Origin of the sequence: Blautia schinkii (assembly GCF_013304825.1) — a bacterium.
Lineage (GTDB): Bacteria > Bacillota > Clostridia > Lachnospirales > Lachnospiraceae > Blautia_A > Blautia_A schinkii_B.
Genome location: NZ_JAAWUO010000001.1, coordinates 109179 through 135491, shown reverse-complemented (window position 1 = coordinate 135491; position 26313 = coordinate 109179). Strand labels below are relative to the sequence as shown.

The 26313-nt window shown below is 45.4% G+C and carries 23 protein-coding genes; 2 read left to right on the top strand and 21 right to left on the bottom strand.

The genetic code is table 11. The features are described 5' to 3' along the window. Positions 1-17: 17 nt before the first annotated feature. From HFM85_RS00585 to infC, 4 genes are all read right to left on the bottom strand, one after another. Positions 18-1175: an ABC transporter substrate-binding protein gene (locus tag HFM85_RS00585; protein WP_173736803.1), complete on the bottom strand. Its 1158-nt coding sequence runs from the start codon at positions 1173-1175 to the stop codon at positions 18-20. A gap of 237 nt (positions 1176-1412) precedes the next feature. After that, positions 1413-1769 carry a 50S ribosomal protein L20 gene (rplT, locus tag HFM85_RS00580; RefSeq protein ID WP_015526090.1) on the bottom strand — a complete coding sequence of 119 codons (357 nt, stop codon included), beginning with the start codon at positions 1767-1769 and terminating at the stop codon, positions 1413-1415. A 33-nt stretch (positions 1770-1802) separates the two neighbouring features. Beyond that, positions 1803-2000 (bottom strand): 50S ribosomal protein L35, encoded by a 198-nt coding sequence (gene rpmI, locus HFM85_RS00575; RefSeq protein WP_019162770.1) that lies wholly within the window; start codon positions 1998-2000, stop codon positions 1803-1805. An 83-nt stretch (positions 2001-2083) separates the two neighbouring features. Beyond that, the gene (gene infC / locus HFM85_RS00570; RefSeq protein WP_021977873.1) at positions 2084-2578 is read right to left on the bottom strand and encodes a translation initiation factor IF-3; all 495 of its coding nucleotides are present in this window, start codon (positions 2576-2578) and stop codon (positions 2084-2086) included. A gap of 599 nt (positions 2579-3177) precedes the next feature. Between infC and HFM85_RS00565 the strand changes: the two genes are divergently transcribed. Further along, positions 3178-3498: a DUF1540 domain-containing protein gene (locus HFM85_RS00565; protein WP_173736802.1), complete on the top strand. Its 321-nt coding sequence runs from the start codon at positions 3178-3180 to the stop codon at positions 3496-3498. A gap of 105 nt (positions 3499-3603) precedes the next feature. Here the strand turns inward: HFM85_RS00565 and ftsZ are convergent, their stop codons facing one another. The 12 genes from ftsZ to HFM85_RS00505 form a co-directional block, all read right to left on the bottom strand. Beyond that, positions 3604-4755 (bottom strand): cell division protein FtsZ, encoded by a 1152-nt coding sequence (ftsZ, locus tag HFM85_RS00560; protein ID WP_173736927.1) that lies wholly within the window; start codon positions 4753-4755, stop codon positions 3604-3606. 350 nt (positions 4756-5105) lie between these two features. Continuing rightward, complete coding sequence (locus tag HFM85_RS00555) at positions 5106-6395, bottom strand: cell division septal protein (RefSeq protein ID WP_173736801.1); 1290 nt, start codon at positions 6393-6395, stop codon at positions 5106-5108. Beyond that, positions 6392-7672, bottom strand: coding sequence for a UDP-N-acetylglucosamine 1-carboxyvinyltransferase (murA, locus tag HFM85_RS00550; protein WP_330594657.1), 1281 nt, complete (start codon positions 7670-7672; stop codon positions 6392-6394). Before murA ends, HFM85_RS00555 begins: the two co-directional genes overlap by 4 nt. 29 nt (positions 7673-7701) lie before the next feature. Further along, positions 7702-8802: an FtsW/RodA/SpoVE family cell cycle protein gene (locus HFM85_RS00545; protein WP_173736799.1), complete on the bottom strand. Its 1101-nt coding sequence runs from the start codon at positions 8800-8802 to the stop codon at positions 7702-7704. A gap of 57 nt (positions 8803-8859) precedes the next feature. Next, a complete protein-coding gene (murD, locus tag HFM85_RS00540) occupies positions 8860-10215 on the bottom strand; it encodes a UDP-N-acetylmuramoyl-L-alanine--D-glutamate ligase (RefSeq protein WP_173736798.1) in 1356 nt (451 codons plus the stop codon). Positions 10216-10229: 14 nt separating this feature from the next. Next, positions 10230-11186, bottom strand: a complete 957-nt coding sequence (gene mraY / locus HFM85_RS00535; RefSeq protein ID WP_119239324.1) for a phospho-N-acetylmuramoyl-pentapeptide-transferase — start codon at positions 11184-11186, stop codon at positions 10230-10232. Between the two features lie 65 nt (positions 11187-11251). Next, the gene (locus HFM85_RS00530) at positions 11252-13027 is read right to left on the bottom strand and encodes a peptidoglycan D,D-transpeptidase FtsI family protein (RefSeq protein WP_173736797.1); all 1776 of its coding nucleotides are present in this window, start codon (positions 13025-13027) and stop codon (positions 11252-11254) included. A 67-nt stretch (positions 13028-13094) separates the two neighbouring features. Further along, the gene (locus tag HFM85_RS00525; RefSeq protein WP_330596713.1) at positions 13095-15059 is read right to left on the bottom strand and encodes a peptidoglycan D,D-transpeptidase FtsI family protein; all 1965 of its coding nucleotides are present in this window, start codon (positions 15057-15059) and stop codon (positions 13095-13097) included. Between the two features lie 124 nt (positions 15060-15183). After that, positions 15184-15756 (bottom strand): FtsB/FtsL family cell division protein, encoded by a 573-nt coding sequence (locus HFM85_RS00520; protein WP_173736796.1) that lies wholly within the window; start codon positions 15754-15756, stop codon positions 15184-15186. Between the two features lie 22 nt (positions 15757-15778). After that, complete coding sequence (gene rsmH, locus HFM85_RS00515; protein ID WP_173736795.1) at positions 15779-16717, bottom strand: 16S rRNA (cytosine(1402)-N(4))-methyltransferase RsmH; 939 nt, start codon at positions 16715-16717, stop codon at positions 15779-15781. Positions 16718-16752: 35 nt separating this feature from the next. After that, positions 16753-17184, bottom strand: coding sequence for a division/cell wall cluster transcriptional repressor MraZ (mraZ, locus tag HFM85_RS00510; RefSeq protein ID WP_119239329.1), 432 nt, complete (start codon positions 17182-17184; stop codon positions 16753-16755). A gap of 304 nt (positions 17185-17488) precedes the next feature. Continuing rightward, a complete protein-coding gene (locus HFM85_RS00505) occupies positions 17489-20536 on the bottom strand; it encodes a glycoside hydrolase family 2 TIM barrel-domain containing protein (protein WP_173736794.1) in 3048 nt (1015 codons plus the stop codon). Positions 20537-20675: 139 nt separating this feature from the next. Here HFM85_RS00505 and HFM85_RS00500 point away from each other — a divergent pair, with 139 nt between their 5' ends. After that, on the top strand, positions 20676-21482 hold the full coding sequence (locus HFM85_RS00500) for a helix-turn-helix domain-containing protein (RefSeq protein WP_173736793.1): 807 nt from the start codon (positions 20676-20678) through the stop codon (positions 21480-21482). A gap of 118 nt (positions 21483-21600) precedes the next feature. Here HFM85_RS00500 and lgt read toward each other — a convergent pair whose 3' ends face one another. The 5 genes from lgt to rsgA all read right to left on the bottom strand — a co-directional run bounded on the left by lgt (position 21601) and on the right by rsgA (position 26312). Next, complete coding sequence (gene lgt / locus HFM85_RS00495; protein ID WP_173736792.1) at positions 21601-22719, bottom strand: prolipoprotein diacylglyceryl transferase; 1119 nt, start codon at positions 22717-22719, stop codon at positions 21601-21603. A 15-nt stretch (positions 22720-22734) separates the two neighbouring features. Next, positions 22735-23832, bottom strand: a complete 1098-nt coding sequence (ychF, locus tag HFM85_RS00490) for a redox-regulated ATPase YchF (protein ID WP_173736791.1) — start codon at positions 23830-23832, stop codon at positions 22735-22737. A gap of 246 nt (positions 23833-24078) precedes the next feature. Beyond that, positions 24079-24753: a thiamine diphosphokinase gene (locus HFM85_RS00485; protein ID WP_173736790.1), complete on the bottom strand. Its 675-nt coding sequence runs from the start codon at positions 24751-24753 to the stop codon at positions 24079-24081. A gap of 2 nt (positions 24754-24755) precedes the next feature. Beyond that, entirely contained in the window at positions 24756-25430 is a 675-nt protein-coding gene (rpe, locus tag HFM85_RS00480; RefSeq protein WP_173736789.1) for a ribulose-phosphate 3-epimerase, read from the bottom strand. A gap of 3 nt (positions 25431-25433) precedes the next feature. Further along, the gene (rsgA, locus tag HFM85_RS00475; protein WP_173736788.1) at positions 25434-26312 is read right to left on the bottom strand and encodes a ribosome small subunit-dependent GTPase A; all 879 of its coding nucleotides are present in this window, start codon (positions 26310-26312) and stop codon (positions 25434-25436) included. Between the last annotated feature and the right edge of the window lies 1 nt (position 26313).

Genomic DNA, 26313 nt, shown 5'->3' with positions numbered 1-26313 from the left:
ACGTTAACAGAAATTACTTATTTCATCTCTACATAAGCACCGTCTTTGATCTCGAATGCTTTCGGCTCTTTATCACACTCGCCATCCTCGGTCCATTTTGCTTTTCCGGTAAGTCCGTCAAGCTCGATGTTTGCCATGGATGCGCTCATTGCTGCACTGATGTCTGCATTTTCCATATCTGGTGTGATCTTTGCATCGTCAGCTGCAAGCTGCATTGCGTAAAGTACATCATATGTATCTGCCGCAAACTGGTTCGGGATCTCACCGTTGTGAGCATCGCCGTATGCTTTTACGAAGTTCTGGCTCTTCTCATCTGTGGATGTTGCGGAGAATGGTGTCAGGAGCATAACACCCTCTGCAAGGGATTTATCGAAGTTCTCTACATTGAGGATACCATCCATGCCATCTACACCAAAGAATTTAATGTCAAGTCCTGCCTCAGATGCCTGCTGAAGGATCAGCGCATTGTCGGAATAGTAGTTCGGAAGGAAAAGAAGCTCAGCGCCGCTCTTCTTGATCTTTGCAAGCTGTACAGAATAGTCTGTGTTGCTGTCTGTTGTGTAAGCCTCATCTGCAACTACTTCAAGTCCGTCATCAGCTGCTGCTGCAACGAATGCGTCATGTACACCGGAGTTGTAGTCAGCAGCGGAATCATAAAGTACTGCTACTTTCGTTGCAAGTTTGTGCTCGGAAATGTACTGAGCAGATTTGGTTCCCTGTGCCGGGTCTGTGAAGCACATACGGAACTCGTTTGTTCCTGCTGTGATACAGTCAAGTGCTGTTGCGGAGGGTGTGAAGAGGAATGTATCCTCAGCTGCCTCAGCTCCTACTGCGATACAGGAACCGGATGTTACAGTTCCACAGAGCATCTGCATTCCTTTATCGATCAGGTCATTGTATGCGTTAACAGCCTTCTCCGGATCTCCTTGGTCATCACCTGCGTCAAGAATCTCTACTTTATATCCGTTGAATCCACCGTTCTCGTTGATCTCATCAGCTGCGATCTTGGCTGCGTTGTATACGTTGGTACCGTACTGTGCGTAATCACCTGTCATCGGTCCGATCACACCGATCTTAAATGTCTCATCTGCTGCAAAAACTGATGTAGGCATCATCATAGCTGCTGTCATCGCTGCTGCTGATGCAACGCCGATTACTTTCTTCCAATTCTTCATAATAATCTCTCCTCCTGCGCTTTGTCGCGTTACTAATGTTTAATGGTAAAATTATAGCATCGCATATTTTTTATTTCAAGGGCAAATTTAGTTATCTGTTGTTTTTCGTCTGATTGCACAACGCGGACACTTGTCCGCTGTACAGCTTGTGTCGTTTTTCGGCAAATTGTCTGAATTTTTTCGCACAAAAAAATCCAGGGAAAACTCCCTGGACTTCTTCGTCTCTTAATACTTTACTTATGCGATTGCTTTCTTAGCGATCTCAGCAAGTGCTGTGAAGCCTGCTGCATCGTTAACTGCCATCTCTGCAAGCATCTTTCTGTTGATGTCGATGTTTGCAACTTTAAGGCCGTGCATCATTTTGCTGTAGGAAAGTCCGTTCATTCTTGCAGCTGCGTTGATACGGGCGATCCAGAGCTGTCTGAACTGACGTTTCTTCTGTTTTCTTCCTGCATAGGAGCTTGTAAGAGCTCTCATTACAGACTGTTTTGCTACTCTATACTGTTTGGAACGGGCTCCTCTGTAGCCTTTTGCCAGTTTTAATGTACGGTTATGTCTTTTCTTTGCGTTTAATCCGCCTTTAATTCTTGCCATTTCTTAATTCTCCTCCTGCTCGTCTTCTCTATCTTATAAATATGGTAATGCTTTCTTCATGCTCTTTACGTTAGTAGAATCAACAACAGTAGATTTTCTCAGATTTCTCTTTCTCTTCTGAGATTTCTTTGTAAGGATATGGCTCTTGTAGGCTTTATTTCTTACTAATTTTCCTGTACCTGTTTTTTTAAAGCGCTTTGCTGCTGCTCTGCAAGTTTTAATTTTTGGCATTATGAATTCCTCCTTGATTTGGTACTTCTAAATTTTATATAACATCCCGTTCTGCCCGGCTGTTGCCGTGAAGACTGAGATATCTACCGTTTCTCAGTCAGAAACATTGTCATGCTTCTGCCTTCTACCTTCGGAGCCTTCTCTACAGTCGCTATATCGGACAGAAGATCTGCGAAGTCGTCAAGCACATGCTTGCTGCTGGACATATGTGCCATCTCTCTTCCGCGGAAACGAAGTGTAACCTTAACTCTGTCACCCTTGCTAAGGAACTTTCTTGCTGCATTTACCTTCGTCTTTAAATCGTTCGTATCAATGTTCGGGGAAAGACGCACTTCTTTGACATCGATGGTTTTCTGCTTTTTTCTGGCCTCTTTTTCTTTTCTGGCAAGCTCGTAACGGTATTTACCGTAATCAATGATCTTGCATACCGGCGGTTTCGCCTGTGGGGCAATCTTTACAAGGTCAAGTCCTGCCTCCTGTGCTTTCGCCATCGCTTCTCTGGCGGACACGATTCCAAGCTGTGCTCCGTCCGGACCAATCAAGCGTACCTCTCTGTCTCTGATCTGTTCGTTAATCATTAAACCGCTAATTGTTGTACACCTCCATGAACATGATAGAATTAATTTTTTCTTTCTCAACACTGTGCCGGGATCTCTTCCTGCACAAAAAAAGCGCAGACAGATGTCCACACTTCAAATAATTACACCTGCGCACTGACAGTTTATCCGTTCGCAGTACTGTGCAATATTGACCTGAGTCGTTTTCCAAAACGCTGAGGTGAGAGTGAACTCTGCTTTCTTTTCGCTACGTACTTTATGAGAATACCATGGTGTTTATGATTTGTCAACTGTTTTTTATTATATTTTTATACTTTTTTGACCGCAGCTTTTTACTTGAAAAGGGGGGAAGCTCTTTTGTCAGCTCCTCCTGCTGCTGCGATTTTTTTGAAATATTTCTTATTTACCATAATCATGCACCTCCACTGTTCTGTTAAGTACAATTACTCTTCTGAAATTATATACTTATTATATCAGTTATACTCTTTCGCCAGCTCTTTCTTGAAAATTTTTTTCTCATATACATATTTTTTGTATTTTGAGACATACTTCTTTCTGTGGAGCAATACATGGTTCTTCTGTGCTTTGTTCCGCAAATCTATTATCAGGAGGAAAATACTATGACACTTTTAAAATGTTCCGCACACAACTGCTGTTACAACAAGGATTCCCTCTGTTCCAAAGGTTCCATCAATGTAGAGGGTTCAGAAGCACGCTCTGCAGATGATACTGCCTGTGAAAGTTTCCGAAATAAGGATAGTGCTGCTGTCAATTTTGCTGATTCCGGCTGTGGCTGTGAAAGCATCAACATTGACTGCAAAGCGCACAACTGTACCTACAACGAACACTGTAAATGTAGCGCTGTCTCCATTAATGTAGCTGGCGACAATGCCCACCGCTGCTGCGATACAAAATGCGATACATTTGAATGTAAGTGCTGATATCAACTGACAGCAGAGTCGTCTTATATGGCGTCTCTGCTGTTTTTTTGCATCAAAATAAGCCGCATGCAAAAATAGCATACGGCTTATCATATTTCTTATTATTTATCTATTCTTAAGAAAATCCGGAATCTGAATGTCTTTCTTCTGTACAGTGCTTGTCGGTGCCTTGGAATTGAACTGTGTGGAGTTCATATTCGGAAGACTGAAGCTCGGCATGTTAAAATTCATGCTCGGTGCAGGTGACGGACTTGTCTTCTTAGCTGTTCCGAAAACAGAATTGGAAGCTCTGTTTCCAAATGGAGATGCCTGAAGATTGTTGTCTGTAAGTCCTGTAGCAATAACAGTGATCCTTGCATAATCCGCAACAGAATCATCATACATAGCACCAAAGATGATGTTCGCATCCTCGCCTGTAAGCTCCTGAACATAGCTTGCAGCATCGTTGGCATCCATAAGGGAAATATCACCGGAAATGTTGATGATAACATGTGTTGCTCCCTTGATGGTTGTCTCAAGAAGCGGAGAAGATACAGCCTGCTGTACAGCCTCCATAGCCTTGTCATCGCCTCTTGCCTCGCCGATACCGATGTGAGCGATTCCCTTGTCAGTCATAACTGTCTGTACGTCTGCAAAGTCAAGGTTGATCAGTGCCGGCAGATTGATCAGGTCTGTGATTCCCTGAACTGCCTGCTGAAGAACCTCATCAGCCTTACGCAGTGCTTCCGGCATTGTTGTTCTTCTGTCAACGATCTCGAGTAACTTGTCATTTGGGATGACAATTAAAGTATCAACTGCTTTCTTCAGATTTTCAATTCCTGCAAGTGCATTATTCATACGGGTCTTCGCTTCAAAGCGGAATGGCTTGGTAACAACACCGACAGTCAGGATACCCATCTCTTTCGCTGCGCCAGCGATTACAGGAGCAGCTCCTGTACCTGTTCCGCCACCCATACCACAGGTAACGAAAACCATGTCAGCTCCTTCGATGATCTTCTTAACTTCCTCGATGCTCTCCTCAGCAGCCTTCTGGCCAACCTCCGGCTGCGCGCCGGCGCCGAGACCCTTAGTAATTTTTTCGCCAATCTGAAGTACAGTCGGAGCTTTACACAGAGTCAGAGCCTGTTTATCAGTATTGACACCTACAAACTCAACTCCACCAATGGCTTCTTCCACCATTCTGTTTACTGCGTTATTACCTGCGCCGCCTACTCCAATTACAATAATCTTCGCAGAAGACTCAGCCTCATTCGTCATTATCTCTAACAATGTACTTCCTCCTTTATTTCTAACCTGATATCCGATTCAGTGTAATTTATTCCAAGCTACATATACACATAGATATATCATATATTTTTTTGAGTAATTAATCAACCACTAATTTTGTTTTTTTATACTTTTTTTACTAAATTTCGGCACTGTTTCTATTAACGTGAAGGTTTGCGAAACAATCTCTGGCAAAATGTCCAAAGGTTTCCAGACCGTTTTTCGAAAGAACTCTTTCCTAATTATAATATGCCGATAAACCAAAAAAACACCCGGGAATTTGAAACCCGGGTGCTGTCAGGCGAACAAAATCATCCGTATCTGATTGATCTGTAGTTTTGTTATTCCCATTCCGAATCGCTGGTGTAATCTCCGTTGTCACTGTAGCTGTCTGCCTCATCACTATATCCGGAATCAGTTTCTTCACCGGAATAATCGTCAGTATCGCCGGTGTCGTAACTCTGCTCTCCGCTGTCACCGGTGTCTGTACTGTCAGAATTACTTTCGTTCCCGGAAGTGCCTCCATCTTCCGATGCACCAGAACTGTCAGCTTCATCTGAATTCTGTGCATCTTCCACAGATCCTACATAATTGCCGTCTCGGTCATACTCGCTGGCTCCATCGTAGCTTCCGTCCTCACGGTATCCACCTGTCCAGCTGCCATTGGCAGCCATGCTCTCCTCAGTTGGTGCAGGTCCTACATAATTCATATCGGCATCATACTCGCCGGTTCCTGTGTAATCGCCTTCCTCATCATATCCGCCGACCCACTTGGAAAGTGCATATTCCAGATCTGTCTGCGGCTTGGCTCCCACATAGTTTCCGTTCTCATCGTACTCGCCTTCACCTGTATAATTGCCTTCCTCGTCATATCCGCCTGTCCAGGTTTCGGAAGAATCTGAAGTTTCATCCTTCTCCTGCTCCAGAGTGATCATCTTGGAATTATCATTTACATTCTCAGCATGAAGGATTCCCTTCTTATCAGAAATCAGCGGAAGGATTGCAAGCACCCTGGTCATCTTGTCTTCCAAGTATTCATCCTTCCCAAGCTTCACTGTGATATCACCGTAGAGCAGGCTGATCTGTCCGTCATCACTGAACTCAATATGATCCGGAATCTTATCGTTCTTCTGAAATATGGTGGACAATGCCACCGCTGTATTCATAACCATCTTATCTTTAATCGGAAGTTCTTCATTGTAGATCACATGTTTCACCTTGATTCCATCAAAAAATGGAATCTTCTCATTTCTCTCTGTAGCACTCTCAATGAATGTTCCGTTCCTGTCAAAATAAATGTAGCTGTCCAGATATGGAATACAGCCTACAATATCTTTTTCTTTTACGCTGACACAGATGGTGTGCCTGTTCAGTCTGGTGACAGTGTAGCCTTTCACAAACGGAACATCTTTTGTATTTTTTTTAGTATAGATTATGGGAGCCAGAATAGAGTTCGATGCCATCGGTCCTCTGAGAACCATTTTTTTAATCTGCTTTTCTGAGTAATGGCTGCTTCCCATCACCTGTACTTCATCAACCTGATAATACGTAAAAAAGAAAATAACACCTGCCAGCAGCAGAACCACGATCAGTCCTGTAATTTTCAGCTGATTTTTTTTTGATAGTTTCATAAAGTTCCTCTGTCCTTTATCAAAAGACCGCCCAGTGCGGTCAGGTCTTCGCAGATATGCTCATAACCTCTTTCAATGAAACGGCAGCCCCGGACTTTTGTTGTTCCGCCGGCAGCAAGAGCTGCAATCACCAGTGCAGCACCGCCACGAAGTTCCTGAGCTTCCACTGTGCATCCCGTAAGCGGATATCCGCCATGGATCACTGCCACGCCATTCCGGATTCTGATATCTGCACCCATGCGGCACAGCCATGGAGCTGTCTTATATCTGTCTTCAAATATCTTCTCACGGATTCTGCTCTCACCTGATATCGTGACCAGTACTGCCATCGCCGGCGACTGCAGATCCGTAGGAAACCCCGGGTACACTTCCGTTTCCAGAAGCTTCAGCGGATTACCCGTATTTTTTCCGTTGACTATTAGTTTACCACCAAAAATATCATATTGTCCACCCATTTTCCGATATACTTCCAGGATTCCGTCCATTTCTCCTAAAGGTGGATTCTCTATTATGATCTCCCCGCGGGTGGCTGCTGCTGCCAGAAGATAGGTTCCGGCAACGATCCGGTCAGGCGGTATCACCCCGTCTCCCGGCCGCAGAGATTCCACGCCCTCAATGCAGATAATATTTTTTTCCGAAAAAAATATCTTCGCGCCCATTCCGTTCAGGTAACTGCACAGCCATCCGATCTCCGGCTCACAGGCACACCCCCTTAAAACCGTTCTGCCCTCTGCAAGCACTGCTGCCAGGATTCCCTGCTCCGTAGCCCCCACACTGCTTTTTGAAAAAAATATCTCCGCACCTTTCAGTTTTCCACAGGATGCTCTGATCTCTGTACCGTTTTCCACGATTTTCGCGCCAAGGCTGCGCAAAACTTTTATATGAAGATCAACCGGACGTTTTCCGATGACGCACCCGCCGGGATAGCCTGTGCTGGCCTTGTGGTTCCGCCCAAGCATCGCCCCCAGAAGGATCACGGAAGACCGCATTTTTCCCGAAAAATCTGCTGGTATCACAGTGCCGTCAGCCTGACTGCAATCCAGATAGAGGTCATGACCCTGCCACCAGGTTACAGCCCCCAGCTCCCGGAGGATTTTTTCCATGAGAAATACATCTGCAATCCTTGGGCAGCCGCGAAGCACACTGATTCCTTCACTTAAAAGAGCTGCTGCCATCATTGGCAGAGCTGCATTTTTTGAGCCCTGGATCTTTACGGTTCCATTCAGTGGTCTTCCTCCGGTTACGATGATCTCATCGATCTCATTCAAGTCTTCCACTCCTAAAAAAGGGCCTCTTGCTTTTTATTCTATGTAATTATTCCTCTTCTGTGACTGCTGACGCTTAAGGCCAGCCCCATCTCTCCCATCAGAAAAACCACAGATGTTCCGCCGTAGCTCACAAAGGGCAGCGTAATTCCTGTATTCGGGATCGTGTTTGTAACAACTGCGATATTAAGGATTACCTGTATTGCCATATGTGCCATGATTCCTGCACACAAAAGTGTTCCTTCCAGATCCCGGCAGTCAAGTGCAAGAACGCAGAGCCGCCACATCAGAAGAACAAACAGAAAGATCAGTAAAAAAGCCCCGAAGATTCCGGTTTCCTCGCACACAATTGAAAAAATCATATCATTCTGAGCTTCCGGCACAAATCCCAGTTTCTGCAGACTGTTTCCTAAGCCTCTGCCAAAAATTCCTCCGCTCCCAATAGCATATAAGCCCTGTATGGTCTGAAATCCTTTTTCATATTTTTCCGGATCACGCCAGATGGCCAGGCGTTCCAGACGGTAGCTCTCTGCAGCAAGAAATACAGCAATAAATCCGATGCCCGCACTTCCCAGTGCAAGGAACTGGAGATATCTTGGATTCGCCACAAAAATAAGCACAACACCGATTCCCAGAATGATCACCGCCGTACTTAAGTTGTTGGAACCAACCAGCCCCACTACCGGAAGCAGGGTCAGCATTGTTCTTGCCATAAACCAGAAGCCTGTTGTCTTCTTTTTTGTCCTGCTGATCTGCCATACCAGAAAAAGGATCACTGCCATTTTTGAGAATTCTGAGGGCTGAAAGGATAAAGGACCCAGATTGAGCCATCGCCTGGAACCATTGATCTCCTGTCCGAAAATAAGGACTGCCGTTGAAAGAAGCAACGAGAGAAGGTACGCTGCCGGAGCCAGAACAACCGGCAGATGGTAGTCCGTTTTTGCCACCAGATACATAACAAGCAGCCCCAATGCTGTAGCAAAGAGCTGCTTCTTAAAATAATAGGCAGAGTCGTGGAAACGTACTCTGCCATTATATTCGCTTGCCGAAAAAAGTGCCGCCAGGCCAAAGACTACGAGAATCAGTACCAGTGCCACAAGAACCGTATCTGTCTTTCCGGTCTGTTTCAGTTCTGCCTTCATAACTCCGGCCTCCAAAGCGGTCTCTTATTTCAGCATATGTATTTATTTCTGTTGTTATTACAGCTCTCTGACATACTCCTTGAACATATCACCACGCTGCTCATAATTATCAAACTGTCCCCAGCTTGCGCAGGCCGGTGAAAGAAGAACTGCATCTCCAGGGTTGGCCTTCTCGGCACAGACCTTAACTGCTTCTTTCAGATCTTCGCAGAGAATAATGTCTGTAAATCCAAGACGCTCTGCTGCTGCTTTGATCTTCTCTTTTGTCTGACCGATGAGAACAAGATAGCGTACTTTTCCATCGAAAGACTGGATCCACTCGTCATAGCTGGATTCTTTATCATAGCCGCCGCCGATCAGGAGGGTCGGGCGGTTCATAGCCTGAATTCCCTTGATCGCTGCATCCGGGTTGGTTCCCTTAGAATCATTGTAGTAGGCAACTCCGTTCTTCTCTGTCACATACTCGATCCTGTGAGGAACTGCCACGAATTCACAGACGCTCTTATGAATGCTCTCAACAGAAACTCCTGCATAATACGCCATAGCTGCTGCTGCCATTACATTCTCGTGGTTATGGCGGCCAAGGATCTTAAGTTCACCTGTCTTAACGATCGGGATCTCTTCTGTCTCAGTTTTCAGGATGATCTGATCTCCGTCAAGATAGATACCCTGCTCAAGCTTTCGAAGGCTTGAGAAATACACAACCTTCGGTACAATGTTCTCACCAAATTTGCGGAGTACTTCGTCCTCATAATTCAGAACGCAGACATCTTCCGGTCCCTGGTTTCTGGTGATCAGCTCTTTCACACGGATGTACTCTTCCATTGTATGATGTCTGTTCAGGTGATCCTCTGTAATGTTCAGGATTGCACTTACCTTCGGTCGGAACTGATCGATAGTCTCAAGCTGGAAACTGCTGATCTCCGCAACTGTCACAGAATCATCCCTCATCTCAAGTGATTTCGATGTATATGCAGTTCCGATATTTCCTACAACAAATGCAGATTCACGGGCATCTCCCATGATCTTGCCAAGAAGTGCTGTTGTTGTTGTCTTACCGTTAGTTCCTGTAATCGCAAGAACTTCACCTTTACCTGTACGGTATGCAAGCTCCACTTCACTCCAGACCGGAAGGCCTTTTTCATAAAATTTCTTTACCAGCGGAAGATCTGTTGGAACTCCGGGGCTTAATACTACAAGATCAAGGCTGTCAAGCTCTCCTTCCGGAAAATCTCCCGCCCAGATCTCAGGCTGATATCTGCCATTTGTTTTATGTAAAACAGCTTCTTTGTCAAGGTCTGCATTTCCGTCATAGATTACCGGCTGCGCACCAACGCTGCCAAGCAGATCAGCTGCACCGATACCGCTTTTTCCGGCTCCGAATACGAGAACCTTTTTTGATTTTAAATCCATTGTTCTGTTCCTCCTTATAATGCCAGGAGAGCGATCAGGCACATAATGGCTGTTACAACAGAGAACACTGCAACCACCCGTGTCTCAGACCACCCGCAAAGCTCGAAATGATGGTGGATAGGTGCCATCTTGAAAATTCTTTTTCCATGTGTTGCCTTGAAATAGGATACCTGGATCATAACGGAAAGCACCTCGATGAGATAGATCAGTCCTACCAGGATAATAAACAGCGGCATCTGCATTGCATAAGCCACTCCGGCAACAAAACCGCCAAGTGCCAGGGAACCGGTATCCCCCATGAACACCTTGGCAGGGTATACATTGAACAGAAGGAAGCCCATAAGGCTGCCCACTACCGCACATGTGATAGGCTCAACACCGCTGCCCAGTCCCAGTGAAACAACAGTGAAAAATACTGCAACGATCAATGTAACGCTGGATGCCAGTCCGTCAAGTCCATCTGTAAAGTTTACTCCGTTTACAGTACCGATGACTGCAAAGAACAGTACCGGAACAGCGAACCATCCAAGATTCAGGTAATGACCGCTCCAGAACGGGATCCTCATAGTCAGGGATACATTGGAGTAATTCACAAGATAAAAAGCAAATACTGCTGTCACAACGATCTGCAGAGCCATCTTCTGCCATGGCAAAAGTCCATCAGAACGTTTCAGGACTACTTTCAGGTAATCATCCAGAAATCCGATCAGTCCAAATCCCAGAGTCAGGAAAAGTACCGGAATGATCATCGGATAATCCTTGATATAAAACAGTGATGTTACGGTCGTCGCAATAAGGAAGATCACACCGCCCATGGTTGGTGTACCATTCTTCTTCAGGTGGGACTGTACGCCCAGCTCTCTCTCTGTCTGTCCCATTTTAAGTCTTCTTAAAAACGGGATAACAACCGGTCCTAATACAAGGCTGATCGCAAATGAGATCAGCACAGGGATCACTACATGAAACTCCATCCTCACACCTCTTTAATTCTTTCGTTTTTTTATAGTTCCTCACCAGTATAAAGCTTTTCTTTTCATTAATCAAGTGCTGACTTTCCGCCTTGTCTGGTTTCCTCCTGAGCTGTTTTTTCGATTCCAAGATATGGAAGTATATTTTCAAAAATACTCCGGATCACCGGGGCTGCGATAATTCCTCCATAATACATTCCCTGGGGATTGTGGATGATGCAAAGCCCCAGTACTGTAGGATTCTCCGCAGGTGCAAACCCTAAGAATGAGGAAATATACCTTCCGGAACCTCTGGGAAGTGTCTGTGAAGTTGCTGTTTTTCCACCGATGGAGTACCCTTCAATACCTGCATTTTTTCCGGAACCTTGGGAGACTACTTTTTCCAGAACTGATCGCACTGTTTTGGATGTTTCTTCTGATAGGATTCCTGTTTCCACCGGATATTCCAGCGTGTTTATCTGCGTTCCGTCTGCACTTTCCACACTGATCCCGAAGTGGGGCGTGATCCTGTTCCCACCGTTGATGATAGAACTGACCGTAGTTGCAAGCTGAACCGGCGTGATCTGGAAGGACTGGCCAAAAGATACTGTGGCGAGTTCCACCTCGCCCATATTTTTCGGATTGTGCATAATGGTTCCTGCCTCACCCGGAAGATCGATTCCTGTTTTTTTCAGAAGACCAAACTGTTTGAAATATTTATAATATCTGTCAACTCCAAGGCGCAGACCCACCTCAATAAAAACCGGATTGCAGGAGTTCTGTGCTCCTTCCACAAAATTCTGTGCTCCGTGCCCGGTCCGTTTGGCGCAATGGATACGCCGATCCTCCACCACTTTATACCCCGGACAGAAAAAACGATCTTCTGTTGAAACCACGCCTGCTTCCAGACCTGCTGCCATGGTGATAATCTTAAACGTGGAACCTGGCTCATATGTATCATTCAGGCAGGGGTTGCGCCACATCCGGTTGAGAAGATCCTGTTTGCTGCTTTCTGAATCCGTGCCGGTCACTGTTTCTTCTGCTGTATTCAACGTAAACGGATCATTCAGATCAAACTCCGGCACATTGACGCACGCATAGATCTCCCCGTTCTGCGGATTCATAAGAAGAACAGAAACCCTCTCTGCCTGCTTCTCCTCCATCACCTTCAAAGCTGCCTGCTGCACATACTCCTGGATACTGATATCCAGACTGGTTCGCAAGGTGTCTCCTGCAACCGGCTCTTTCCGCCGCTCTCCTGTCCCGTCCAGCTCCACTCCCCTGGCATCTGTAACTGTGAGGATTTTTCCCGGCTGTCCTGCAAGGATCTCATCATATTTTACTTCCAGCCCAATGATTCCCTGATTATCTCCCCCTGTAAATCCCAGAACCTTGGATGCCAGAGAACCATATGGATAATATCTCCTGTAATCCTCATCCACTTTCACCCCATTCAGAGCATATTCACGGATGGCATCTCCGATGGTTTTGTCTACATTTGTTTTAATTCTTTCAATAGAAGAAACTTTCTCGACTTTTTTGCGTATCATCTCTTCATCCATAGATAGCTGCTCTGTCAAAACCCTGATTACTTTTTCCGGTTCTTTAATCTGACTGTGGATCACGGAAATTGTACAGACAGTCCGGTTATCTGCCAGAACATTTCCTTTCACATCCAGGATCTTGCCTCTGGCTGCTTTGATATCACGTTCCCTCTCATGAAGATCATCTGCTTTCTGGATATAATAATCCGACTGGACACCCATAAGATAAACAAGTCTTGTCGCCAGCCCAATAAGAAGCAGGACACAGCCTGCAAAAATCACCCAGATCTTTTTCCTGTGAAAAACCATTGTCCGGATCATAAAAAAATCCCTCTCAGAGATCGTCACTGTAATATATGACGTTCCCCTGAGAGGGTATTCAGATTCTTTATTCCAGACCAGCTTCTTCATTGGTCAGGCCATCGCTCTGCATATCGTTATTGTCCTCTGTATCCTCCTCTGAATCTTCTTCCGGCGGACTCGGAACATCTTCGTTAGAGATGGCTTCCTTCTGGCCGTCTGCGGCAGATCCTGTTGCAGAATCACTGATTCCATTGAAAATATCCCACAGCTCTGTAGTAGGAACTTCCCCGTCCTCTGCTTCATCCGGCTGTACATTCAGATACGGAAGTGCTTCAGAAAGGATTCCCTGCGCAATATACTGTGCATAAGTACTGCTGGCCTGATCCTCTACATTCGGCTCATCTACAACAACATAAATCACAAGTGCAGGATCATCCACCGGTGCAAAACCGATGAAAGAAACCAGATATTTACCATTGCCTCGCGGCAGCTTCTCAGCTGTACCTGTCTTACCACCTGAACTGTATCCCTGAACCTTGGATGTACGGCTGGTACCATGATCCACACTGGCTGCCATATAAGAACGGATATTTGCGGAAATCTTCTCGGAAATAGTCTGCTTCATCAGTGTCGGAGAGATCGTCTTCACAACTCCGCCGCTGCTGTCCTTGATCTTCGTCACTAGATGCGGCTGATAGTAATAACCACCGTTGATAACAGAACATATGGCATTGATCTCCTGGATCATAGTCAGTGTATAACCCTGTCCGAAAGCCGAGCATGCAAGCTCTGTCTCGCCCATAGTCTCGCTGGTATGAACAACACCGCTGCCTTCATTAGGAAGGTCAATACCGGTTCTGGTGCCAAAGTTAAAAGTACTCTGAGTCTTGAGGAAATTGTCTTTACCCATCCTGGCTGCGATCTGCATCATACCATCGTTGCAGGAATTGGCAATAACATCCGCAAGTGCCTCCGTTCCATGTGCATCCGGCCATACCGCACATTTGATAAATGTGCTGGAGCCCTCTGCGCCAAAAGACTGCCCTCCATCGCAAACAAAATTATCTGTCTCAGATATTGCGCCCATCTCAAGTGCAGAACCCATAACGATAGGCTTGACAACAGATCCCGGCTCATAGGCATCTGTTACACAGAAGTTACTCCACATGCCATTCAGTGCTTCCACAGTCTGTTCATCATTCATGGCTGCGATCTCACTCTCCGAATAAATATTGGAAAGATCTCTCGGATTGTTCAGATCATAACGGTCGCCGCCGTCCATAGCCATGATCTCTCCGGTTTTTGGATCTTCAATGATAACGCCTACATTCTTGGCTCCCATCTTCTTCTCAAAAGTATTTACATACTTCTCAACAATCTGCTGTAGCCCAAGATCAAGGGAAATCTCAATACTCTTGCCGTCTGTTGGCTCAATAATGGTCTGCTCAACATCAGAATTATTGTTGATGTATCCGTACTGTCTTCCGTCAACACCGGTAAGTGTGGCATTGTAATATCCTTCAAGTCCGGCATCTGCAACATCTCTGGAAAGTGTAAATCCAATAGTATCACAGGCTGTCTCATTAAAAGGATAAGTCCTCAGATAATCCTCTTCGAACCATACGCCTGTGATATTGGAACGTTCCTTAAGCTGTGTTTTTGTCAGTCCGCTGTCTTCGCCCGGATTCTCATATTCCTCAAAGGCCTTCTTATCATCCATGGATATCTGTTTCTTCACGATCTGATACTGGCTTTCTTTGGTCGCATCATCCGTAAGAAGATTGCGCATCTCTGCTTCATCCAACCCCAGAACTTCTACAAGAGCCTTGATAGTAGGCTCAACAGTGTCCTGATCCTCATTAATCTCCAGGCAGTCAAGGATCACATTATAAACCTTATTGCTGGTTGCCAGAATGTTTCCGTTTCGGTCATAAATATCGCCTCGTTTCGCCGGAAGCGTCTGGTTCTCATATTTCTGCTGTGCCTGACTTAATACCTGTTTCCGGTATTTACTACCACTTGTAGCATTAATATAGGTAATTCTCGCCACCAAACCGACTAAAGCCAGCAACACTAAAGAAAATAGTACTGCCAGCTTTTTTTTCATTTTGTAATTTATTTTTTTTACAGGCCTGCGCCTTCTTGTACTCAATCGATCACCTCTGTAATATCTGTCACTTATGTGTGTCTACATCCTGATACTGTCTCACATAACTGTTTCCTTCTGTTGTATAGGTCTGTATCTGATCTTCTGAAGGATATTTCATTCCCAGTTCACCGATTGCTTTCTTCTTGATCTCACTGATATCTACATTCGATGTTACCTGACTGTAATATGCGTCATTATCTTCCTTGAGCTGTGCAAGTTCTGATTCCAGATTGGCAACATTCTTCATACTTGCCGTAATCTCTGATTTTACCTGCAGAAAATTGATGCAGGTAAAAAGCACTGCAATGGAAACTGCTGTGAGAAACATAACGAAGCCCTTGTTCATGGCCATCGCTTTCTCTCTGTTTCGCTGTGCCTGCCTACTCACCACCTGTTTCGCAGGTGTGGCAGGAACTGCTGATTTCTTCTGTTCTCTCTCCTGCGCCAGCCTTCGTCTTTCCTTAATATCGGGCAGATCAGTTCTTCGAGGAGCTTCCTGCAGCCGTTTTACCGCATTTCCCTGAATGTACACATCTCTCGAGTGTCTTACGGTATTCGGATTTCTTCTGGCGGTTGTTCCTCTTCCTGTCTTAGCCATTTGCCTACCTTCCATCCTTTATTTAAAACATTTTTCTTTCAAAGATGCGGAGTTTCGCACTTTTGGACCTTGGATTCTCCTCCATTTCCTCTTTACCTGGCAAAATCGGTTTCCTTGTGATCACCTTGCCTTTGGATTCCTTACCGCATACGCAGACCGGAAAATCCGGCGGGCATGTACAGGGATTCTCATTTTTGCGGAAAATGGTCTTCACGATCCTGTCCTCCAGAGAATGGAAAGTAATGATACAGATCCTTCCTCCATCGTTCAGAAGATCGATCATTCCGTCAAGAGAATCTCTTAGCACATCAAGCTCTCTGTTCAGCTCAATGCGGATCGCCTGAAAAGTTCTCTTGGCCGGATGTCCTCCTGTAGCCTGTATTTTCATAGGGATCGCTCCCCTTATAATCTCTGTCAGTTCCCCGGTTGTCCGAATCGGTGCCTGCTCTCTGGCAGCCACAATATGTTTCGCTATATTCCTGGCGAATTTATCCTCGCCGTAATCGCGGATAATACGGTAAAGTTCCTTCTCATCATAGCCATTGACAATATCTCCGGCTGTACGGCTCTGCCTTCTGTCCATTCTCATGTCCAGAGGTGAATCGTATCTGTAGGAAAAGCCTCTCTCTTCATTATCCAGCTGATAAGATGACACTCCTAAATCTAACAGGATCCCGTCCACTTTATCAATGCCACGGGATCTCAGCTCATCTGCCATGTAACAATAATTGCTGCGAATGATTGTCACCTGGTTAAAGGCTGACAGCCGTTCACTCGCAGCAATTATCGCATCCTGGTCTTGATCTATGCCAATAAATCTCCCCTTGGCAGAAAGTTTCTTACACACCTCTGTGGCGTGCCCCGCTCCTCCTAAAGTGCCATCCACATAGATTCCATCGGGTTTCACCCTTAAACCCTCGATGGTTTCATTGAGTAATACAGATTTATGTTTAAATTCCATATCCATCTCCTGTGGGATTTCTACCTGCGCGTTGCTCAAATGACGATTCCAATGTTCTGCATGCTCTCGGCAATGCTGTCCATATCATCATAATTGCAGTTCTCGCTCCACTTCTCCTTGCTCCAGACCTCAATCCGGTTCAGATTACCCGTAAGCACCACATCCTTATCCAGACCAGCGAATTCGCGCAGCGTCTGCGGTACGAGAATTCTCCCCTGCTTGTCCAGCTGGCATGTTGTTGCTCCGGCTACAAAGAAACGTGAAAAGGTTCTTGCGTCTTTATTTGTAAGTGGTAATGCTCTGAGTTTCTCTTCAAAGGCAACCCATTCATCCATCGGATAAATAGAAAGGCAACCATCGAGCCCTCTTGTCAGTACGAACTCTTCCCCTAAGAGTTCCCTGAACCTGGAGGGAATGATCAGACGCCCCTTCGCGTCGATCGTGTGATTATACTCGCCCATGAACATGAAACCCACCTACTCTCTTGAAACACGATTCTCCCCTTCGTGTTTCCAGGGTACAAATGGTGTGTTCTGCCACTCATCTCCATTTGCTACCACTATTCACCACTTTCTACCACTTATGTAATCATTCTAAACTATTTACCCTGAAAAAACAAGTGCATATCCAAGTTTTTTTTAATTTCATGAAATATCCACAGGGGGTTTTTTAAGCATATCAGATTTATAGGCATTATTATGAAATAAAAAAGCTTCCGGGCTGTTCCCGAAAGCTTTTTTTTAACTGTATGTTCTGTTATTTTATGACATTTTAAAGGCCTTTGAACACAAAGGAAAATTCCATTTTTCCATCTGTATTCAGAAGGTATTCCGGATGGGTATGCGCACCCCAGCTGTCGTCTCCGCCTACACCCATCTGGTCTTTTGCAGCGCGCACTACTGTGTAGTGTACCTCCGGCAGTTCATATGGATGCATGGCATTTTCCATCTCATGCGGTGTGTACGGCAGCGCAGAGAACATCATCGGGCCATTGTTTTTGTCCATCTCAAAGAGCATTCCTCTGCCCTTTCTGTCAGTGATGCTTGCCCAGCGGACTCCCTCTTTGTTGCCGCATTCCTGAGGTACAAGATAACGCGCCATATTGTCTGATACAGAGTTTTCATAAATGCCAAGTTTTGCACCATGCTTTCTGTCTGAATAAGTTTCTGCCGGTCCAAGACCGTACCATTTCACATGATCATAATCTGCATTGAATTTAAAGAGAACACCAAACTCCGGCATGTCTCCCAGCTCTTTCACAGGATCATATGTCAGAGTTGTTTTCACTCTTCCATCGCCAAACACTTCGTATGCCAGACGGCACTCGCTGACCGGTGTGGTAGGCATCAGATATTTAAAAGCGACCTCTACACTGTTTTCATGAACTGTTGTCTCCGGTGCATTGGACGGTGCATATCTCTCTTTGCTCCTAAAATCTTTGTGTGTTGCATACATACTTGCGATCTTCCACTGTGCATAGCGCATTGGCATCAGGTTTCCGCAGTCGTTATCTGTAGGTGCTCTCCAGAAATTCGGCTTCGGGATCGCCTCGATCATCTCTCTTCCTGCATATTTATACGAAACCAGCCCTCCGTTAAGTACTGAGAACATCACCTGGAAATTCTCTCCTCGGACACCGATGTTGTGAAGGCTTTTTACAAGCTCAACGCCGCATTCAGAAAGTTTTCCGGTTTCTTCGATCTGGTACACATACTGGCCGAAGGCAACCTCATGTCCTGCTTCAGCCCAGAGTGTTTTTTTCTTCAGAAGGAAAGATACCGTTACTGTATACTCTCCCGGTCGGGTCTGTTTTCCAAATGGAAGTACGTAGTTATTTTCGCTTAACGGATCTACGGATGTTTCCAATATCTCTGTACGAAGGACATGTCCGTTCTTTGCAAGTGTTACCTCACAGTCAAAAGTATCAGTATTTACAAAAAGGTTCTTGTTGATGACTTTAACGGAATTCTCACTTACCTGTGCAGTGATATTCTGGTAATTGAATTTTACTTCCTGCATCTTCGGGGAAGCATCTCTGTTCCCGCCGTATGCAATACCGTTTCCGCTGAAATTGTAGTCTGTCGGACGCTCTCCGAAATCGCCGCCGTAAGCCTGGAACTCTTTTCCGTAGCGGTCTTTTTTGTAGATGGACTGGTCAATGTAATCCCAGATAAAGCCGCCCTGATATTTCGGCTCTGTGTCTGTGAGATCTGTATATTTATGCATTGCACCACAGGAATTTCCCATTGCGTGAGTGTATTCGCAGCAGATAAACGGCTTGCTGTCATCCTCTGCAAGGAATTTCTTAATTGCATCTACAGACGGATACATCTGGCTTTCCATATCACTGGTATCATTATATCTTCGGTCATGGATAACACCTTCGTAGTGCACAAGTCTGGTGGGATCGTTCTTGCGGTAGAACTCTGACATCTCGAAGATATCTTTTCCGCCGAAAGATTCATTTCCGCAGGACCAGATCAGGATCGCCGGGTGGTTTTTATCCCTCTGATACATGGAATTTACACGGTCCAGCATCATGCCAAGCCACTCCGGTTTGTCGTAAGGTACCACATCCGTGTAATCCTTTGTAAACTCTGCAATATCCCAGGAACCGTGTGACTCCAGATTGTTCTCCGCGATCATGTAAAGTCCGTACTCATCGCAGAGACGGTAGATCGGTGAAGCATCCGGATAATGACAGGTACGGATGGCATTGATATTGTTCTGCTTCATGGTGATGATGTCCTTGAGCAGTTCCTCCTCAGATACATGTCTTCCTGTAATGGAGCTGAACTCATGTCGGTTTACGCCCTTAAATACAATACGTTTGCCATTGAGTGTCATAATTCCGTCCTTCATCTCAAAACGGCGGAATCCAACTCTCTCAGGGATGATCTCCTGAAGTGTTCCTTCTCTGTCATAGACTTCCATTTCCAGATCATAGAGCTGTGGGTCTTCTGCACTCCAGAGAACCGGGTCCGGGATCTCCCAAGTATATGTATTCTTTCCTCTGAGATCTTTTTCCTCTGAAAAAAGGATCTCACCTTTTCCGGAAAGTGTAACCTTGATTTTTCCTTCTCCCCAGGTATCTGTAGTAAGCTCCAGGGTGGCACTCTTTAATGTTTCGTCCGGAACCGCACGGATCTGCAGATCATATACATGTACTTCCGGCACTGTATAAAGATATACATCTCTGTAAATTCCGGAGAAGCGGTAAAAATCCTGATCCTCACACCAGCTGCTTGCTGTCCATTTGAATACCTGGACAGCCAGTTTGTTCTCTCCGTCCTTCAGATATTCTGTCAGTTCGAATTCTGATGGGGTAAAAGAGTCCTCGCTGTATCCCACAAAGCTTCCGTTGAGCCATAAAGCAAGTCCGCTCTCTGCTCCCTGGAAGGAAATGAAAACTCTTTTTCCTTTCATGTTCTCCGGCACGTAAAAATATTTCACATAGCTGGCTACCGGATTGAAACGCTCCGGAATCTGACCCGGGTGAAGTTCCTCATGGCCTTCCCACGGATACTGGACATTTGCATACTGCGGAACATCGTATCCTTCCATCTGGATATGTGCAGGCACATAAATATCTTCCCAGTCTTTGCAGGAATAAGCCTCTGTCTCAAAGCCCTGGATCGTTCCGGCATAGTTCGGTGCATACTGGAATTTCCAGAGGCCGTTCATATCATAGCGGTAAGAAGTCTCACCATCTTCTCTCTCTTCCTCAGAACGGTAGTAAGTATGGTCAGAATGTGCCGCCATTCTTCCATCACAGAAATACTGAGGATCTTTTACCAGTGAATAATCGAATTTTTTCATTGCTTCCTCCTGTTTGAATCTTTAATTAGTTTCTTTCGCTCTTTTTTTCCTGTTGATATAGTTATTATAGTATAATCCGACGGATTATGGTATAATATGTTTCACCAAAATATATAACATTCAGAAACAGGTGAATACAATGTCAATTTATTTCAGAAATACCCCCGTCAGTGCTCCGTTTATCTTTGAATCTCTCGGCAACCACTGGAAGCAGGATACCGTACTCCGTCCGGGCGGATACCCTTACTATCATTATCTCCAGACAGAAAAAGGCTGCGGACGCATAGAAGTACAGGGAGAAAATTATTCTCTTGGTGCTAACGAAGGAATTCTTATAGCCCCCAATGTTCCCCATTCCTATCACAGGGATTCCACTACATGGATCACCATGTTTGCCACATTTACAGGCACTCTGGCAGGAAGCATTCCTTCCATGACGGAGAATCACGATGTTATTTTTATTGAGAAAGAACAGGGAGAGCATATTCAGAAGCTGATCTCCAATGCTCTCCGTAAATACCACCAGCCCAGCCCGGATCTGAAATCTCTTTCCTCGGACTGCTACAGCCTTCTGCTGAATTTCTCGGACTGTGCAGCTTCCCCGAAGATCCAGGAGAATCCTCTTTATCAGAGATACGTAGTTCCTGTAATAAAAGAAATTGAAACGAACTACCAGCTGGAACTCACAGCTGCTGAGCTGAGTCAGAGCGTATTTGTTTCTCCGCAGTATCTTTCCAGGATTTTCCGTCGTTTTTTGGGATGTTCTGTATATGAATACGTTACCATGTACCGAATCAGCAGAGCCAGAGAGCTTCTTTTATCCAATCCGCACATGAAAATCCAGGATATTGCCGGAGCTGTGGGCTTCTCCGATGCCAGCCACTTTATTGCCATGTTCCGTAAGATCACAGGAATAACGCCTCTGGATTTCAGGAAGATGTATTAGCAGCTTATGCGATTGACAAAAAAATCCGGCAGGAAATCTCTATTGAGTTAAATAACTCATGAATTTCCTGCCGGATTTTAATTTATCTCAGCTTTCGTAATACAGCTCAAGAATACGGTCAACTCTCTGACTGATCTCCAGATTCTTCAGCAGGTCGCTCCTGCTCATGATCTGGCTGTCCATCTTGCTGCGTTCCTTCTGCAGCTGCTGAAGCAGTGCTGCTCTTCGGGATTCTCTCGTTTCCCGCGGTATCTTGTTCTGGTTCATTCTTCTCTCCCTGTACAGTCTCTGTTTTTACAGGTTCTGCTGTGTTTTCTCTCTTCTCTGCTGCTTCCCGTTCCGCCTGATAGTCTTTCTCCATTCTGCGCATCCTGGCTGCAGCACGTTTCCTTGTCATAATACATCTTACTGTAACGATCACTGTACATACAACGAAGAGTATGCCTGAAATGACCAGTGAAACATCAATTTCTGTTCCCGGAAAAAATATTTTGTCTGTGCGGAACCACTGAACCACAAATCTTCCCAGTCCATAGCCGGCCAGATATCTCAGAAAAATCTCTCCCTGAAATACTTTTTTTCTAAGGTGCATCATAAGAATCAGAAGCAGCAACAGGCACCAGAGGCTCTCATAAAGGAACATCGGCTGAACCAGAACGCAGGCTGAACCACCCACAGTTTCCAGATTCTCACGCATCTTCGTTGTCACCTCACCAGCTCTTACCGCAGTCAGCGGAAGCTGCATGGAAAGGACATTATCAGCGTATTCTCCAAAAGATTCCCTGTTAAAGAAACATCCCCACTTTCCTATTATCTGTCCGATGAGAACTCCCATACATGCAATATCTGCCATCTGCCAGAAAGATTTCCGGCGGATGTGGCAATACAGTACTCCACCGATCACGCCGCCCAAAAGTGCCCCGTAGAACATCATTCCTCCGGAACGGACATTCAGGATCTGACCCGGATCATTCTTATAAAGGCTCCATGAGAAAGCCACGTAAAAAAGCCGCGCTCCGATCACACCGGTAATCAGCGTTACAATCGCCAGATCCAGGCATGCGTCTGCATCTTCATGGTTCCTTCGGGCTTCTAGCACTGCAAAAAAGATACCCAGGAGCATTCCTGCCGCGATCAAAATCCCGTAAATCGTTATCTCAAATCCAAAAATTTCAAAAGATCTCGGCACATAGTCCAAAACCAGATTCAGTCCTGGAAACCGAATTGACATATCCATAAAATCACCTGTTTATTATACGTTGAAACGGAACAAGATCACATCTCCATCCTGAACAACATAGTCTTTTCCTTCCATGCGGACAAGACCTTTCTCCCTGGCTCCTGCGTAAGAACCGCAATCCAGAAGATCCTGATAATTCACGACCTCAGCTTTAATAAATCCACGCTCAAAGTCTGTATGGATCTTACCGGCTGCCTGCGGTGCCTTTGTTCCGATCTTGATGGTCCATGCTCTTGTCTCGTCCTCACCTGCTGTCAGGAAACTCATAAGTCCAAGAAGATGATAGCTTGCGCGTACAAGTTTCTCAAGGCCGGACTCTGTAAGTCCAAGATCCTCAAGGAACATCTTTCTCTCATCTTCATCAAGCTCAGAGATCTCTTCCTCGATCTGAGCACAGATTACAAATACCTCACTGTTCTGTCCGGCTGCATATTCGCGTACAGCCTGAACATGACTGTTGTTCCCGCCGTCATCTGCAATATCATCCTCTGCAACATTTGCAGCATAGATCACAGGTTTTGCAGTAAGAAGGTTGTATGTTGCAAGCCATGCATCCTCATCCTCGTTCTCTGTCTCAAGAGTGATGGCAAGATTGCCCTCCTCAAGGTGTGCTTTTACTCTCTCAAGGAATGTAAGCTCTTTGGCTGCTTCCTTATCCATCCGTGCTGTCTTTGTAACCTTGGCAATTCTTCTCTCCAGAATCTCAAGATCTGAGAAAACAAGCTCCAGGTTGATCGTTTCAATATCGCGAATCGGATCAATATTTCCGTCTACATGGACAACATTGGAATCTTCGAAGCATCTTACAACATGAACGATAGCATCTACCTCACGGATGTTTGCAAGGAACTGGTTTCCAAGTCCTTCACCCTTGGATGCGCCTTTTACAAGTCCTGCGATATCAACGAACTCGATAACTGCAGGTGTCACTTTCTTGGATTTATAGAAATCGCCAAGAAGGTTCAGTCTCTCATCCGGCACTGTTACAACACCTACGTTTGGGTCGATGGTACAGAACGGATAGTTTGCTGATTCTGCTCCGGCCTTTGTCAGTGAATTAAATAATGTACTTTTTCCTACGTTAGGAAGTCCTACAATTCCTAATTTCATTTCTCTGTATTTCTCCTTTAAATATATAGATTTTACGGTAATTTCAGATACCTCCTGATATCAGACGGGTCATTTGCAGAGCCATTATGCTTCTTTGAGGGTATCTGCTACTTTCAGTATTTTTGCCTTTCTCATCTTACCATACACAGGTAGAATACGCAACCCACCGTACTTTCAGATTTATTTCTGCCGGCTTCGCCAGCCAAAGCAGCTCACAGAACACTGCCGGTGATCCGTAACCGTACACTAATCTCTTGACATGATCATAAGCAGCTGACCGCTGTCATACGTGATTTCTGCCGTCTCTTCTGCGATTTCATTGCTGACTGTGAGGCCGCTGTCCGCAACTGTAAGACGATATTTATTCAACGGATATTTAAATCCCTTCAAGGTCAGTCCGTCCACATCACCGCCAACAGTAAAAAACGAAACATATTTTCCAAACTGGGAATCCCGTTTCAGCACAGTTCCGCTTTCAGCCAGAGTTATGTAATTCCACTGATCCGCAATGGAAATATGCACACCTTTATCTTTTCCCATGGAAAGCAATCCCAGATTGGCCAGAACATGATCCAGTCTTGTCCCGGTCGCACCGAAGATCAGTATATCCCTGGCCCCTTTTTCTATGATGTGATTGACTGCTGACTGAGTATCGGAATCATCTTTCTCCGGGCAAAGCCTGATGATCTCAAGATCTGAAAGGCTTCTCATATAGGCTTCCCCTTCTTCGGAAAGACTGTCAAAATCTCCCACTGCAAGATCTGGTGTGATCTCCGGATTTCTCATAAACCACTCCAGGCCTTTGTCTGCCGCTACCAGCTTCAGGCTCTCTCTTTTACCCTCTTCAATTCTTTTTTTCAAAAAACCGAGGGCAAAACCATCCTGGATATTGCCCCCGCTCATTACTATCGTATCAATCATTTTCAGTCCAGCTTTTCTTTGATATTGTGAATCCTGTCTGTGATATGTCTTACATTGGCTGCCACATCTCCCTTAAATACCCAGGAGCCTGCAACCATAAAGTTGGCGCCGGCACGCATAACCGTTTCAAGTGTATCATCATTGATACCACCGTCCACCTGGATATCAACGTCCAGATCTTCCTCGTCAATAAGCTCACGAAGCTCCTGGATCTTTTCAGTGCACTCGTCCATGTATTTCTGTCCACCGAATCCCGGCTGAACAGTCATCACAAGCACCATATCCACATCTTCGAGAAGATGGCTGATGTCATTTACCGGTGTGGATGGCTTAATGGAAACTGCCGCTTTTACTCCTGCTGCCCTGATCTGCTCCAGTGTACGTTCCAGATCCTCACAGGCCTCTGCATGAACTGTAATGGAATCTGCTCCACACTCTACAAAATCACGTATATATCTCTCCGGTTCTGTTACCATCAAATGTACGTCGAAAAACATGTTGGATTCTTTTCGGATTGATTTGATCACCGGCATTCCAAAGGATATGCTCGGAACAAAATCTCCATCCATAACATCAATATGCAGATATTCCACGCCTTCTTTTTCCAGAATTTTAATCTGTTCTCCCAGTCGGTTAAAATCTGCTGATAAAATCGACGGGCACAATCGGTATTCCATGACTCAGTATCTCCTTTTCTCTTTTAATTCCTGGTGCAGCTCCAGATAATCTTCATACCGGAGTCTGCTGATCTTATTGTTCTCAAGGGCTTCCTTCACGGCACAGCCCGGTTCGTGTATATGACGACAGCCCTGGAAACGGCACTGGTCTTCATATCTCCGGAACTCCGGGAAATAATCCTTCAGTTCCTGTTCCTCCATGTTCTCAATATACAGGGAGGAAAATCCCGGTGTATCCACAAGAAATGTGTCCTGTGCCACCGGTATGATCTGTGCATGGCGGGTGGTGTGCTTACCCCTCTTCAGCTTACGGCTGATCTCGCCGGTCTCCATCTCCACTTCTTCCTGAAGGGAATTGGTAAGAGAAGATTTACCAACGCCGGAAGGCCCTGCTACTACCGTAGTTTTGCCTTTCAGCACCTCTTCGATCTCGCCGAGACCTTCGCCTTTCAGCGCACTTGACATGATCACCTGATAACCGCAGCTCTGGTATGTCTCACAGAGAAATTCCAGGTCTTCCGCTGTTGCCAGATCTTTTTTATTAAAACAGATGACGGCCGGAACATCCTCCCTCTCCATCATAATGAGAAAGCGGTCAAGGAGCATGAAATTGGGCTTCGGGTTATCCATGGCAAAGATCACCAGTGCCTGATCCACATTAGCTACTGCCGGACGGATCAGGGAATTCTTACGTTTATGGATCTCTGTCACGCTGCCTTCCAGCTCTTTTTCATCCAGAACTGTAATGTCCACGTTGTCACCGACCAGGGGCTTGAACTTATCCTTGCGGAAAATACCCTTGGCTCTGCATTCATATGTATTGCCGTCTTCTGCATATACATAGTAGAATCCGGCAATACCTTTTATAATTTTACCCTGCATA